Origin of the sequence: Mesorhizobium sp. M0715 (assembly GCF_040320355.1) — a bacterium.
GTDB lineage: Bacteria > Pseudomonadota > Alphaproteobacteria > Rhizobiales > Rhizobiaceae > Mesorhizobium.
Genome location: NZ_JAMYPL010000018.1, coordinates 56,384 through 70,384, shown reverse-complemented (window position 1 = coordinate 70,384; position 14,001 = coordinate 56,384). Strand labels below are relative to the sequence as shown.

At 63.6% G+C, this 14,001-nt stretch carries 11 protein-coding genes; 5 read left to right on the top strand and 6 right to left on the bottom strand.

What is annotated here, in order from left to right:
* The first annotated feature begins 15 nt into the window (after positions 1 to 15).
* The gene (locus NKI21_RS20885) at positions 16 to 453 is read left to right on the top strand and encodes a hypothetical protein (RefSeq protein ID WP_023813918.1); all 438 of its coding nucleotides are present in this window, start codon (positions 16 to 18) and stop codon (positions 451 to 453) included.
* Between the two features lie 172 nt (positions 454 to 625).
* A complete protein-coding gene (locus NKI21_RS20880; RefSeq protein ID WP_352441450.1) occupies positions 626 to 1,735 on the top strand; it encodes a DUF4432 family protein in 1,110 nt (369 codons plus the stop codon).
* On the opposite strand, the gene NKI21_RS20875 is transcribed toward NKI21_RS20880, so the two are convergent.
* Genes NKI21_RS20875 through NKI21_RS20865 form a run of 3 tightly spaced genes read right to left on the bottom strand, consistent with a single transcriptional unit; the run spans position 1,732 to position 5,558 of the window.
* A complete protein-coding gene (locus NKI21_RS20875) occupies positions 1,732 to 2,613 on the bottom strand; it encodes an alpha/beta hydrolase (protein ID WP_352774571.1) in 882 nt (293 codons plus the stop codon). The two genes, NKI21_RS20880 and NKI21_RS20875, sit on opposite strands and share 4 nt — an antisense overlap.
* A gap of 25 nt (positions 2,614 to 2,638) precedes the next feature.
* On the bottom strand, positions 2,639 to 4,690 hold the full coding sequence (gene fhuB / locus NKI21_RS20870) for a Fe(3+)-hydroxamate ABC transporter permease FhuB (RefSeq protein WP_352441452.1): 2,052 nt from the start codon (positions 4,688 to 4,690) through the stop codon (positions 2,639 to 2,641).
* The gene (locus NKI21_RS20865) at positions 4,683 to 5,558 is read right to left on the bottom strand and encodes an ABC transporter substrate-binding protein (protein ID WP_352441453.1); all 876 of its coding nucleotides are present in this window, start codon (positions 5,556 to 5,558) and stop codon (positions 4,683 to 4,685) included. Before NKI21_RS20865 ends, fhuB begins: the two co-directional genes overlap by 8 nt.
* Positions 5,559 to 6,072: 514 nt before the next feature.
* On the opposite strand from NKI21_RS20865, the gene NKI21_RS20860 reads away from it, so the two are divergent.
* Positions 6,073 to 6,420, top strand: a complete 348-nt coding sequence (locus NKI21_RS20860) for a hypothetical protein (RefSeq protein ID WP_032808338.1) — start codon at positions 6,073 to 6,075, stop codon at positions 6,418 to 6,420.
* 87 nt (positions 6,421 to 6,507) lie between these two features.
* On the opposite strand, the gene ggt is transcribed toward NKI21_RS20860, so the two are convergent.
* From ggt to NKI21_RS20845, 3 genes are all read right to left on the bottom strand, one after another.
* On the bottom strand, positions 6,508 to 8,247 hold the full coding sequence (gene ggt, locus NKI21_RS20855; protein WP_352441454.1) for a gamma-glutamyltransferase: 1,740 nt from the start codon (positions 8,245 to 8,247) through the stop codon (positions 6,508 to 6,510).
* A 296-nt stretch (positions 8,248 to 8,543) separates the two neighbouring features.
* Complete coding sequence (rhaI, locus tag NKI21_RS20850; protein WP_352441455.1) at positions 8,544 to 9,833, bottom strand: L-rhamnose catabolism isomerase; 1,290 nt, start codon at positions 9,831 to 9,833, stop codon at positions 8,544 to 8,546.
* Positions 9,834 to 9,846: 13 nt separating this feature from the next.
* Complete coding sequence (locus NKI21_RS20845; protein WP_352441456.1) at positions 9,847 to 11,949, bottom strand: bifunctional rhamnulose-1-phosphate aldolase/short-chain dehydrogenase; 2,103 nt, start codon at positions 11,947 to 11,949, stop codon at positions 9,847 to 9,849.
* 184 nt (positions 11,950 to 12,133) lie between these two features.
* Here NKI21_RS20845 and NKI21_RS20840 point away from each other — a divergent pair, with 184 nt between their 5' ends.
* Together NKI21_RS20840 and rhaS are read left to right on the top strand one after the other, a co-directional pair.
* Positions 12,134 to 12,943: a DeoR/GlpR family DNA-binding transcription regulator gene (locus NKI21_RS20840; protein WP_023813909.1), complete on the top strand. Its 810-nt coding sequence runs from the start codon at positions 12,134 to 12,136 to the stop codon at positions 12,941 to 12,943.
* Positions 12,944 to 12,998: 55 nt separating this feature from the next.
* Positions 12,999 to 13,994 (top strand): rhamnose ABC transporter substrate-binding protein, encoded by a 996-nt coding sequence (gene rhaS, locus NKI21_RS20835; RefSeq protein WP_023813908.1) that lies wholly within the window; start codon positions 12,999 to 13,001, stop codon positions 13,992 to 13,994.
* The last annotated feature ends 7 nt before the right edge of the window (positions 13,995 to 14,001 follow it).

Below are 14,001 nucleotides of genomic sequence, written 5' to 3'. Positions count from 1 at the left end.
GCTGCAGGAGGTGAAATGAGAGCACGCGCAGCAACGCTTGGGGATCTGGAGGATGTCTTTCGCGGTCTGTCCAAGCGGATGTCGGACGAATACGTGGCGGCCGGCAAGGACAGCAAGATCGCCTACGACAATCTGATGATGAATTTGAAGGAGGGCCGCGCGCACGCGCTTGTCGAGGGCGACAAGGCCGTGGCGATTATCGCCTGGCACGAGAACAGCGACGCCGCCGACACGCTGTTCGCCGCACGGGAGGATTTCTTCCGTGCGGCGACCGTTCGCTTCTGCAAGCGGCATATCCGGCACATCCAGGCGCTCGCCGGCAACCTCGCCATCCACTCGCGCAGCTGGCTGCAGGGGCCGGATGTCGCAAGATGGTTTGGCGTTATCGGCTATGTCGAGCGCGGCCGGGAGAACGGCGCCACTTTGTTCGAGCTGCCGCCGGCTCGCGGATAAGCAATCGCGGGATATTGCCTGGCAAGCTTGCAGTTCGAAGCGCTCTCCCAGGAGGGCGCGAAGCTCTGCCACCAGCCGTCCTGGCAGAAGCTGTGAGACGCGCTGCCGTTGATTTCCAGATGTTTCCTGCGACTATCGGAACGCACGCTTGCGGAAGATAGAGGTCGAAACAATGCATCTGGACCACTCCGATCACGTCTTCGTCGACCTCGTGCCCGAGCAGTTCGGCCCGTCGGAAACCATCGTCGCGCGCTATCGCGGGCTTGTCGCCACCGCCTTTCGCTATCGATCCGGCGTTGCCGGGCTTCGGATCAGCAACGCGAAGGGCGAAATCGTCATGCTGCCGTTCCAAGGACAGCAGATCTGGGACGTGACCTTCCTCGGCCGCTCCCTGACCATGCGCTCGATGTTCGATGAGCCGGTCGCGACCCGGGACTATCTTTCCAACTACGGCGCGTTCTTCATTCACTGCGGCGCTACCGCAATGGGAAATCCGGGCCCGGATGATCGTCACCCGCTTCACGGCGATCTGCCCAATGCGCCTTATCAGGACGTGCAACTGATCGCCGGCAGCAATTCCGAAGGACCCTTCCTGGCGCTGACGGGGCGCTGCCGACAGACCGTCGCTTTCAGCCATGACTATGTGATGGAGCCGACCGTACGGCTGCAACTCGATGCCAGCAGCGTCGCAGTCGACATCGTGATCGAGAACCTGAAACGCTCGGCCATGGAGTTGATGTACCTGGCGCACATCAATTTCAAGCCGGCCGACGGCGGGCGCCTGGTCGACACCGTAGCGGATGATTCCGCGGACATTGTCGTGCGCCAGACGCTGCCGCCCTTTTTCACACCGAGCGAAAGCTACCTTGCTTACCGCGATGCCGTTGTCGCCGATCCTTCGCGGCATCGCCTGCTGACCAAGGGCGAGCCGATCGACCCAGAACTCGTGCTGACGATGAGGGCTAAGGCGGACCTCCAGGGCTGGGCGCACGCCTTGCAGGTCCATCCGGACCGTACGGCGGATTTCGTCAGCTTTCGCCCCGACGAGCTCAATTATGCCGTCCGCTGGATCACGCGCGGCGCCGACCAGGACGCACTTGGCCTCGTGCTGCCGGCCACCGCCGAACCAGACGGCTATCTTGCGGCCAAGGAAAGAGGCCGCCTGGTTCGCGTCGTACCCGGGGAAAAATTCCGCTGTGCCCTGCGTTTTGGCGCTATGGACGCGGACGCAGCCGCACAACGGGAACAAGCCATCGCAGCGTTGAGAGGTGAAGGCCGTTAGTCGCAAGCCCTGACCGCAAACGCTGCCTGAACCGCGCGATTGACCGTGACCGGCAGGATCGACATGTGGTTCTCGCCGGCGTGCAGCTCGAAGCGCGCGCGCACGCCCGGGAGAGCATCAAGCCGCTGCGCCATTGCCCGCGCGAATTCGTCGGTGCGTGTCACCTTCTTCTGCCGCAGGCGCTTTTCCTCGTCCTCGGCGCCAATCTGGAACGGTGCCAGCTTCTCGGTCTCGTACTCGCCGGCCGACAGGATCATGGTCGCCGCCAAACCAGCGGGAACGGCGGCCTCGAAGGTTTCGAGAAAGCGGTCGATGGCACGCTCTTCCCAATAGAGGGCGGGGCTTGCCGCGATCCAGGTCTGGAAGGCAGAAGGCCGCGTGAACAAGGCATAGAGCGCAAACAGACCACCGAAAGAATGGCCATAAAGCGCCTGGCGGCTTGTGTCGACCGTGACCCGACCGGCGACCCATGGCTTCAGCTCGTCTTCGATGAAGGCAAGGAATTCCGCTGCCCCACCCGTCCGGACTTCGGGCGTGCCCTCGTAGAAGGGCGGATAGGTCTTGCCCGGCGGCGGGCCGAGGTCCCATGAGCGGCGCAACGGGTCGTAGCCGCCCTCGACGGGATAGCCAATGGCGACGATGACGCCCCAGCCGACATTGGTGCCCGTTGGATAGAAGGCCTGCGCGCGCACGGCGTCGACCGCCGTGCCGATGACGGCATTGCCGTCGGTCATGTAGAGGACCGGCCAGCCGGCTTCTGGCACCGGCCCGGACGGCACATGCAGGAATATCCGCCAGGGGGCGCCGCCCTGCGCCGGGACGAAGTCGTGGATCGTGGTGTCGGCAATCAAGGCTGGCGCCGCCATCGACTTGGACATGGATATCTCCAGAGGGACAAAAAAGTCAGCGGCGGCGCAGCAGCCACATCAGCACCGGGCCGCCGATGAGCGTGGCGACGAGACCGGCCGGGATCTGGCGCGGGAAGATGGCGGTGCGGCCCACCCAGTCGGCGGCGACCATGATCAGCGCGCCGGCGAGCACCGCGCCAATGGCCTGCGGCAGCGCACGGGAGAGGCCAAAGCGACGGGCAAGGTGCGGCGCCATCAGGCCGATGAAGGTCAGCGGACCGACGATCAGCGTCGAGGCTGCGGTGAGTGCCGCGACCACCAGCAGCACGAAAAGCCGCGTCCTCTTCAGGTCAATGCCAAGGCCCTGCACAGCGGCGGGGCCAAGCGGCAGGATGTCGAGCCAACGCATGAAGAAAGGCGCGAGCGCGAAGAGGCAGACGGCGATACCACCGGTCAGCAAGGCGTCACCGACATCGACGCCATAGGTCGAGCCGGTCAGCCAGTTGAGCAGCAGCATGGCACGCGGATCGCCGGTGGCGGTGAGCACCAGGATCAGCGCGTCGAACAAGGCCGTCAGGGCAACGCCTGCGAGCAGCAGCCGCTCCGGCGCATAGGCGGCACGGCGGCCGATCGCCAGCGTCACCAGCAAAGCGGCGAAGGCGCCGATGGTTGCCGCCGCCGTCTGAACCGGGCGTCCGGCATCGGAGAGCGCAAACAGCGCCACCATCATGCCAAGGGCGGCACCGGCGCTGATGCCAAGCACTTCCGGGCTGGCCATCGGATTGCCGGTCAGCCGCTGCATCATCAGCCCGGCGAGCGCCAGCATCGCCCCGGCGCTCAGCGCGGCAAGCACACGAGGCCACCGCCACGACAGCAAAGGCTGCAACTGGTCGCCGAAGGCGAGGGTCCAGCCATGCGGACCCGGTCCATAGAGCAGGGCCAGCCCGAGCAGCAGAAGCAGAGCCAGGCCGATCGCCACCAGCACAAGGCCGGGCCGGCTTGCGCGCGGCAGGCGCGCGGCCATCAAGGTCGGGACTTCCGAGCCAAGAGCAAGGCGCGGCAGCAGCCAGAGAAGCAGAGGCGCGCCGAGAAGTGCTGTGATCGCTCCGGTCGGCAGCAGGTCGCCTTGCGGTCCAGTGGCGATCTGTACGGCCTGGTCGGCTGTCCACAACAGCGCCCCGCCGATCAGCGGCGCCATCACCAGTTGTTGGCCCAGCCGCCGGGCACCGCCGATGCGCGCGAGCGTCGCCGCAGCCAGGCCGACGAAACCGATGACGCCGACAGCGGCAACGACAAACGCGATCAGGGCGACCGCGGCCGCTAGTCCTGCGAAGCGATAGGCGCCGAGCGGCACGCCAAGGCTGCGCGCGCCTTCATCGTCGAGACCAAGCAGGGCCAGCGGCCGCACCATGAGGAAGATCGCCAGTGCCGCGCCGCCGATGCGTGGCAACAGCCACAGTGTCATCGACCAGTCCTGCTGGCCCAGCGAACCGACGCCCCAGATGAACAGGCCGGCCAACCATTCATGCCGCAGCACAATGAGGGCAGCGCCGATAGCGCCGGCATAGAGACTGACAACAAGCCCCGCCAGCACGACCGAAAGCGGTGACAGGCCTTTGTGCCAGGACAGAGCGATGACGGCGGCAAGGGCAACGAATGCGCCGCCCAGCGCCACCCATTCGCGGCCAAAGGCAAGCAGCGACGGTGACAGAAGCGTTGCTAGTGCCAGCGCCAGATAGGCGCCCGCCGAGACGCCAACCGTTTCGGGCGAGGCAAGCGGGTTGCGCAGAACCTGCTGCAGGACGGTTCCGGCAAGCCCGAGCGCCGCACCGCATAAAAGGCTGACGGCAAGCCTGGGCAGGAAGGCGTAGTGGACGAGCACCTGCCGCATATCATCAATGTCCGGGGCGGCGAGCGATTGGAGCCAGAGCGCCGATGGCAGCTGCACGGTGAGGTTTGAGACGGTTGCCGCGATCGCCGTCGCGAGCAGCACCGCGCAAAGCAGGATCGCGCCTACCGGCTGATTGCCAAGAGAGCCCCATGGCAAGGCGCGGCCCGACGGCGCAAGCTTTCCTTCTTGAGTGACGGCCGCGGCATCCTCAGCCATGGGCGGCCTCCGCGGTCATCGCCGACGCCAGGACCCGAGCAAAACGGCGCGCGGATGGAAGCGCGCCAAACATCAGGACGGCAGGAAGGCGCATGATCCAGCGGTTGCGCACGAAAGGCATGGCGTTCCAGACCGGACTTTCGGTCAGCGTGCCGCCAGCGCCCTCAGGCAAGGGTTCGAGATAGGCGAGGCGCGCATCGCTGGATGTTGCCAGCCCGTCGATACCGACGGTCGAAAACCCCCAGTAATTGGTCTCGGCCGTCCACGCGTTGCTGAGCCCGATGCGGTCGAACACCTCCTGAAACAGGCTCTTTGCGCCGTAGACGCGCACATTGCGGGGGTCCAGGAAGCTGACGACATAGATCGGCCGTGCCGACAGCGGCGCCAGTTGCTGGCGAACTTCCGTAAAATACGCGTCTGTCGCCACGATCAGCGCTTCGCCTTCGCTTTCCTTGCCGACAAGCCCGGCGAGCTGGCGCGTCGCCTCGACGGCGTGCTGATAGGGCTGCCCGGCTTCGGTGTAGAGACCGATCGTCGTCACCGGAGCCACGCGTTCGAGCAGCGGCTTGATGCCGTCGAGATACGGCATGGACAGGATGATGTCGGGCCTGAGCTGCTGCAGGAATTCAAGATTGGGCTCGAGCAGCGTGCCGACATCGGCGATGTCAGGCGGCAGCCGCGGCTCGACCACCCATTTCTCCCAGACCTCCCGATCGGCAATGGCGACCGGGCTGACGCCGAGCATGAGCAAGGTCTCGGTCAACCCGTCATCCAGGCAGACTATGCGCAACGGACGGGCTTCAGCCGTGGAGAACCCCATGCCGGCGAACGGCAGCGTGAAAAGCCCGAGCGCCTGGCGCCGGGTCATTCGGCTGCGCAAGTGATCGGACGCGGCTCTCGACTGGGGCTCTCGGTCTCTCTGCAATGCGGCGTGCCCTGCTTTTCGGGATACGGTCTCCAGTGACCACTGCCCGGTTGACTATGAAACATGAGTTTAATAGTCAACATTTTGGTGGCCTGACAAGTCAACTTTTACGCAACCGCATGCCAGGCGCAGCCGCCGCTTGGCCGCAAGGCGATTCGCCCGTACAACAGCGCTGTGCGATGTGGCCGCCAAAAAATCACGGCCCGCGAAGCCCAATCCGCGCCTCGCATCATTTTTCCTCCACGAAGGCATTCCATGATAGACGAAGCCACGGTCGCCTTTGGGCAGCCGTTTCCTGGATTGCCTGAGAGACCAAAGACGGCCAAGGAACGAACCAAAAAAGCCGGCAGCAAGCCGCCGCCTGAAGACGTCAAGGACCGGTCGAACGCATCAAGGCAGCGCGATCGGGTTGCACTCGGCAAGGCTTGATGATTTGTTGCCGCTATACGGAGAACGAATGATGCGAGAGCCTGCCGGTCAAGACGAATACGGGTCGACGAACCCCTTCGATCCGGACGACCTGCCGACGTTGAACGCAATCGGCCCGAGCATGGGTAGCGGCAATGATTTCGAGAGATATGCCGTTGCCGTGATCATCGTGTTCGGTGCGCTGATCATTGGCGGGCTGATGGCCGCATCGATGGTCTTCGGGCACCGCAACGGCTTCCTCTTCGCGCTTGGCGGCGCCACGTCCGCCTGGATATCCGGAAACGCGCTGCTGCTCGACCGGCCGCGTATCTATGCGCTGTTCGTCGGCATTGCCGCCTTGATGCTGGTTGCGTCCACCCTCACGCTGGTCTTGTGACGGTCAAATCGGTGTGAGCCGATCCACTTGAGCAGCGGGCGATCAACCCGAATCGCCGCGCGGCACCAAGCTTTTTCCTCCGAGCTGTCAGTATCCGAGCGCCTCGCCAGAGGCCGCGCGGCTGTCGATGGCGCCGTTGTAGCGCGCGCCGCCGCCCTTCTCGATTTCCGCCAGGCTCTTGCCGCCGACCAGGATGCCGGCCGCCTGCCCCCAGGTCTGGTCAGCGAGATCGAGGTGATATCCCATGCCGGCCAGCAGCTTTTCTGTGTCCGGCGACAGGCCGAACGGCTCGACATAAACCTTGTCGGGCAGCCATTGATGGTGGATGCGAGGCGCGTCGATCGCCTCCTGGATGTTCATGCCGTGGTCGATGACATTGACGATCGCTTCCAGCGTGATGGTGATGATGCGCGAACCACCCGGGCTGCCGATGACCATGAACGGCTTGCCGTCCTTGGCCACCACGGTCGGGCTCATCGACGACAGCGGCGTCTTCTTCGACTGGATGGCGTTGGCCTCGCCCTGGACCAGGCCATAGAGGTTGGGCACGCCGGGCTTCTGGGTGAAATCGTCCATCTCGTTGTTGAGCAGGATGCCGGTGCCGTCGGCAACGACGCCGGCGCCGAAGGACCCGTTCAGCGTGTAGGTGACCGCGACCGCGTTGCCGTCATCGTCGATGATCGAATAATGCGTCGTCTCCTTGCTCTCGCCAAAGCCCTTCGGCATCAGTTCCTGCGACACGCCGGCCCGGAACGGGTCGATCTTGTCGCGGATATCCTTGGCATAGGCCTTATCAAGCAATTTCGAGACCGGATTGTCGACGAAATCGGGATCGCCGAGCGCGGAATTGCGGTCGACATAGGCGTAGCGCATCGCCTCGATCATGACGTGGATCGTCTCGGCAGAACCGGCACCGAGGTAGGATAAGGGATAGCCCTCCAGAACGTTGAGGATTTCGCAGATGATGACGCCGCCGGAGCTGGGCGGCGGCGAGGAGGTGATCTCGTAGCCGCGATAGGTGCAGGTCACGGGCTTGAGTTCGCGCACCGCATATTGCTCGAAATCCGGTTTGGCGAGAATGCCGCCTTTGGCGCCGCTCGCCTTGACGATGGCATCGGCGATGGCGCCTTTGTAAAAGGCATCCGTACCCTTTTCGGAAATGGCGGCGAGCGACGCCGCGAGGTCGGGCTGGACCAGCCGCTCGCCGATGCCATAGGGCTTGCCGTCGGGTTTCAGGAATATGGCGGCGGCCGCGGGGTCCTTCGCCAGCCTGTCGGCACTGCCGGCAAACGAGGCGGCGTCGCCCTGGTTGAGGATGAAGCCGTCCTTGGCATAGCCGATTGCCGGCGCCATCAGATCCTGCCGGGACAGTTTGCCGTATTTTTGGCGGGCCATCTCCAGACCGGCCACCGAACCCGGCACGCCGACCGCAAGATAGCCGTCGAGACTGGCCCCCTTCACCGGGTTGCCGTCCTTGTCGAGATACATGGTTTTTGTCGCCGCCAGCGGCGCCCGCTCGCGGAAATCGAGGAAGGTCGATCTGCCGTCCTTGAAGCGGATGGTCATGAAGCCGCCGCCGCCGATATTGCCGGCATTGGGGTAGACGACCGCGAGCGCATAGCCGACGGCAACCGCCGCATCGACAGCATTGCCGCCCTTCTTCAAGACCTCGATGCCGACTTCGGACGCCAGATGCTGGGCCGTCACCACCATGCCGTGCTCGCCCTTGGCCGGTTGCGGGGAAGCGGCAAAGGCGCTCGTCAACGGCGCCAGGGCGAAGGTGATGCAAAGACTGGCGGCGATCAGTGTTCTGCGGGTGAGCGGCATGGCGTGCCTCCGGGAGCGTGAGGGGTGCGCCTAGAAGAGCCTCTTGGGGTGGGTTAGTCTAGCCAATAGTAACGGGTGGCGATCCTTCACACCCCCCTCTGTCCTGCCGGACATCTCCCCCGCAAGGGGGGAGATCGGTTGTTGTCTCTGCTTTCGCCAATCTCCGACGTTGCAGGAAGAGCGCTGTCGATGAAGCGGCCAATCTCCCCCCTTGCGGGGGAGATGTCCAGCAGGACAGAGGGGGGTGCTCAAGTGCCGCCCTCTCTGTCCAATCGACGGAAAATCGAACTAAAGGCCTACACAATCCCGCCTGAACCGCCCGCAACCGCCGGGCGCTTCGCCGCGACTTTCGCCCGGTAGCCCGCCGCACGATACGCCGCGACCGGATCAATGGCGCCACCCGTCTTCAGCCGCGCCATGGCGAGGATCGGCTCGACATCGGTGCGGTAGGCGGCTTTCAGCGTCTGCGTCGCCATCAGCGCGTCGTTCAAGTCCTGAAAACCTTCCAGCGCCTTGCGGTCGACGAGCAGCGCCTGCGCATAGGCGCGCTGCACCTCGACCGCCGACAGCATCAGGCTTTCGATCGGATCGGTGACGTTGTGGCTCTGGTCGAGCATGTGGGCCGGGTCGAAACCCTCGGCGCCGGACAGTTCGGCATCGACCAGTTCGTTGAAGACGAGGAACAGCCGGTAGGGGTCGATCGAACCGGCATCGAGATCATCGTCGCCATACTTCGAATCGTTGAAGTGGAAGCCGCCGAGCTTCTTGAACTGGATCAGCCGCGAGACGATCATCTCGATGTTGACGTTGGGGGCATGGTGGCCAAGGTCGACGAGACAGAACGCCTTGTCGCCCAATTCCCTGGCGATGATGTAGTTGGTGCCCCAGTCCTGCACGACGGTGGAATAGAAGGCCGGCTCGTACATCTTGTGCTCGGAAAACAGCTTCCAGCCGGCGGGCAGCCCGGCGTAAACCTCTTTCATGGCGTCGAGATAGCGCTCGAACGCCTTGGCGAAATTGACCTGGCCCGGGAAGTTCGAGCCGTCGCCGATCCACACCGTCAGCGCCTTGGAGCCAAGCGTCTCGCCGATCTCGATGCATTCGAGATTGTGCTCGACCGCTTGCCGGCGCGTCCCGGCATCGGCATGCGAGAGCGAGCCGAATTTGTAGGAGAGTTTCTGGTCCCTGGCATCGGAAAAGGTGTTGGAGTTCATGGCGTCGAAGCCGAGGCCAAAGCGCGAGGCGGCCTGTTTCAGCCGGTTCGGGTCGGCCTTGTCCCACGGAATGTGCAGGGAGACGGTCGGCGTCGCCTGCGTCAATTGCTGGATGACGGCGCAATCCTCGATCTTGTCGAAGATGTCGCGCGGCTCGCCGGCGCCGGGAAAGCGGGCAAAGCGCGTGCCGCCGGTGCCGACACCCCAGGACGGGATCGCCACCGCGAATTTCTCGACCTTGTCGCGGATGGCGTCGATGGCGATGCCGCGACGGTCGAGGCGTTCGCCGAGCGAGGCGTAGTCGCGTTCGAGGTCGGCCTTCCGCGCGGCATTGTCCTTGTCGACGGTATCGGCGGCGATGATCTGTTCCATCGTCCTCCTCCGCTCAGCGCGTGAACGACTGGGCGTTGCCCGCGTCGACATTGATGATGTTGCCGGTCGACTTGGCCGACATGTCGGACGCCAGGAAATAGATCGCCTCTGCGATGTCTTCCGGGAAGACCGAGCGCTTCAGCATCGAACGCGAGCGGTAGTGCTCCTCCAGATCGTCGGTCGACATCTTGTAGGCGGCGGCGCGCTGTTCCTTCCACTCGCCGGTCCAGATCTTCGAGCCGCGAAGCACCGCGTCCGGGTTGACGACATTGACCCTGATCTGCGCCTCCGCGCCCTCCAGCGCCAGACAGCGGGCGAGATGGATCTCGGCGGCCTTGGCGGTGCAATAGGCGGCAGCGTTGGGCGATGCGGCAAGGCCGTTCTTGGAGGCGACGAAGACGACGTTGCCGCCAATCTTCTGCGCGCGGAACAGCCGGAACGCTTCCCGCGAGACCAGGAAATAACCGGTCGACAATATGTCCATGTTCTTGTTCCACAGCGCCAGCGTCGTCTCCTCGATCGGCGCCGAGGAGGCCAGCCCTGCGTTCGACACCAGAATGTCGATGCCGCCGAACTCGACCGCCGTCTCGGCAAAGCCCGAAATGACCTGATCCTCCGAGGTGACGTTGATCAACACCGGGCGGACGAAATCCTTGCCGTAGACTTTCGCCAGTTCGTCATTGGCGCCGGCCAGCGCTGTCTCGTCGATGTCGGCCAGCACGACGCAGGCGCCTTCGCGCAGCAGGCGGTTGGCCGTGGCGCGGCCGATGCCGCCGGCGCCGCCGGTGACCAGCGCGATCTGGCCGGCAAGCGACTTCGGCTTCGGCATGCGCTGCAGCTTCAGGTCCTCGAGCAACCAGTATTCGATGTCGAAGGCTTCCTGTGCGGGCAGCCCGACATAGGACGAGACGGTGGAGGCGCCGCGCATGACGTTGATGGCGTTGACATAGAATTCGCCCGAAATGCGCGCCGTCGCCTTGTCGCCGGCGAAGGTGAACATGCCGACGCCGGGCATCAGGTAGACCACGGCATTGGGATCGCGGATGGCGGGCGAATCCGGATGCTTGCAGCCCTCGTAATAGGCCTGGTAGCCGACGCGATAGGCTGCGATGTCGTCGGCAAGCCGCGCAATCACCGCATCGACATCGGGCTTGGCCGGATCGAATTCGATGACCAGGGGGCGGATCTTGGTGCGCAGGAAATGGTCGGGGCACGACGTGCCGAGTGCCGCCAGCGGGCGCAGATCCCTGGAATTCACAAATTCGAGCACGGCGGCGGAATCATCGAAATGGCCTGTTTTGTGGCTCTTTTCCGAGATCAGGCCGCGAATCCTCGGCATCAGTTTGGCCGCGATGGCACGGCGCTCGGTGGCGTCGAGTGCCTTGACCTCCTCACCGCCGAAGATAGCGACACCCTCGGAGCGGCGCTCGAACCATTCGATCGCCTGGTTGATCACCGAGATCGTCGTCTCGTAGCATTCCCGGGGAGTGTCGCCCCATGTGAACAGGCCGTGGCTTTCGAGGATGACGCCCTTGGCATCGGGGTGTTCGAGGCAGAATTTCTCCAGCCAAAGACCAAGCTCGAACCCGGGACGCTTCCACGGCAGCCAGCCGATGGCGTCGCCGAAGATTTCTTTCGTCAGCGCCTTCGAATCCTTGGCGGCGGCAATGGCGATGATGGCATCGGGATGCATGTGGTCGACAAAAGGCTTCGGCACGTAGGCATGCAACGGCGTGTCGATAGAGGCCGCGCGCGGATTGAGGTTGAAGGTGCAGTGGGGCAGGAAGCCGACCATTTCATCTTCGTGCTCGACGCCGCGATAGAGGCCTTTGAGCGCGCGCAGCTTGTCCATGTAGAGCGTGGCAAAGCCGTCCAGCTTGATCGAGGCGCTGTCGCCGCCCGAGCCCTTGACCCAAAGCACTTCGGCGTTCTCGCCGGTGAGTGGGTCTTTCTGCCATATCTTCGAGGACGTGTTGCCGCCGCCATAGTTGGTGACGCGCTTGTCCGAGCCAAGTGTGTTCGAGCGGTAGACCAGAAGTTCCGGCCCGCTCATCGCGTGAGCCTTGGCCTCATCCCACAGATTGGCGAGGCGCGCGCCGGTGCGCTTGTCGAGCATAAGAAATCCTCCCGAAGGCACGCAAAAGGCGCGGCCATTTGGTTCGAATTTCCACGGAAGCAGCCGGCTTGTCAATCACAAACGATCAAGATCGATCATATTGCACTGCACAATGAAATTATATGATCGGAAATGATTGACACTGCGCGTTTTGGGTGCCTAGATGCTCTGGCAGGGAGGAACCATGCACGAAAAAGAGCGCCACAGGATCATTCTGTCCGCCGTCCAGGAAAAGCCTGTTGTGACGGTGCAAGAGATGGTCGACCTGACGGAGTCCTCCGAGGCGACGATCCGGCGCGATATCGCGGCTCTCCACGTCCAGAAGCGCCTGCGCCGCGTCCGCGGCGGCGCCGAGGCAATCTCGCCGCCGCAGTTCATCGGGCTGGCCGGCCGGCCCTTTTCCGTCAACGAAACCATCAACGCCTCGCAGAAGCGGGCGATTGCGCGTGAAGCGGTCGAGCTGTGCAAGGACGGCGAACCGATCATCATCAATGGCGGCACCACCACCTTCCAGATGGTGCATTTCCTGACCGGCCGCCGCATGCCGATCTTCACCAATTCGTTCCCGATCGCCGAGCACCTGCTCAAGCACTCCAAGAACACGGTGATGCTGTCGGGCGGCACCATCTATCGCGAGCAGAACATCATCCTGTCTCCCTTCGACAATGACGTGACGCGCAATTTCTATGCGCGCCGCATGTTCATGGGCGCGCAGGGGCTGGGGCCGCTTGGCCTGATGGAAGGCGATCCGCTTTTGATCCAGGCGGAGCAGAAGCTGATCGACCAGGCCGACGAGTTGGTGGTGCTGGTCGATTCCTCAAAATTCCGCAAACGCTCCAGCCTGATCCTGTGCGGCCTGTCGCGCATCGCCACCGTCATCACCGATGACGGCATCGAGGATCGCGAAGCCAAGATGCTGGAAACCGCCGGCGTGACGCTGATCGTCGCCCGCACATCCGCAACCAACAAGGAAGAATCTTCACTGCAGGCCTGAGGCCAACTCGCGCTCGCAGCGGCGATGGAATGCAACGCTCAAGGGAGGAAATTCGATGAGCTTCTTGAAGAAATTGATGGTGACGGCTGCATTCTCAGCCGCCATGTTCGTGAATGCCGCCTATGCCGAGAACGTCAAGATCGCGTTGGTGGTGAAGTCGCTCGGCAACGGCTTCTTCGATGCCGCCAACAAGGGCGCCGAAGAGGCGGCCAAGGAACTCGGCGATGTCGACATCATCTACACCGGCCCGACCAAGGCGACCGCCGAAGCGCAGATCGAAGTGGTCAATTCGCTGATCGCGCAGAAGGTCAACGCCATCGCCATTTCGGCCAATGACGCCGACGCGCTGGTACCGGTGCTGAAGAAGGCCATGGAACGCGGCATCACCGTCATCTCCTGGGATTCGGGCGTCGCCAAGGAAGGCCGCCAGCTTCACCTCAACCCGTCCGACACCGGCCTGATCGGCGAGACCATCATCAAGCTTGCCGCCGATTACCTGCCGGAAGGCGGCGAAGTCGCCATCCTGTCGGCCTCCTCGACCGCGACCAACCAGAACGCCTGGATCGATGCGGCCAAGAAGATCCTGCCGGAGAAGTTCCCCAAGATCAAACTTGTCGCCACCGTCTATGGCGATGACGATTCGGCCAAGAGCACTGATGAGGCCAAGGGCCTGTTGAAGTCCTATCCGAACCTCAAGGCGATCATAGCGCCGACCACCGTCGGCGTCGTTGCCGCCGCCCAGGTCGTCACCGATGAGAACTTGATCGGCAAGGTCAATGTCACCGGCCTGGCGCTGCCGTCCGAGTTCAAGAAGTTTATCGACAACGGTTCCAGCCAGGCGGTTGCGCTGTGGAATCCGATCGACCTCGGCTACTCGGCCGTCTACCTCGCCCATGATCTGGCGGTGAAGAAGGAAGAGGCGAAGCCCGGCGCCACGCTGTCGATCGGCCGCGTCGGCAAGGTCACGCTCGACGACACCAACTCGGCTGCGATGGCTCCGCCGTTCCAGTTCGACAAGTCGAACATCGAGAAGTTCTCCAAGATTTATTGATCTGGAG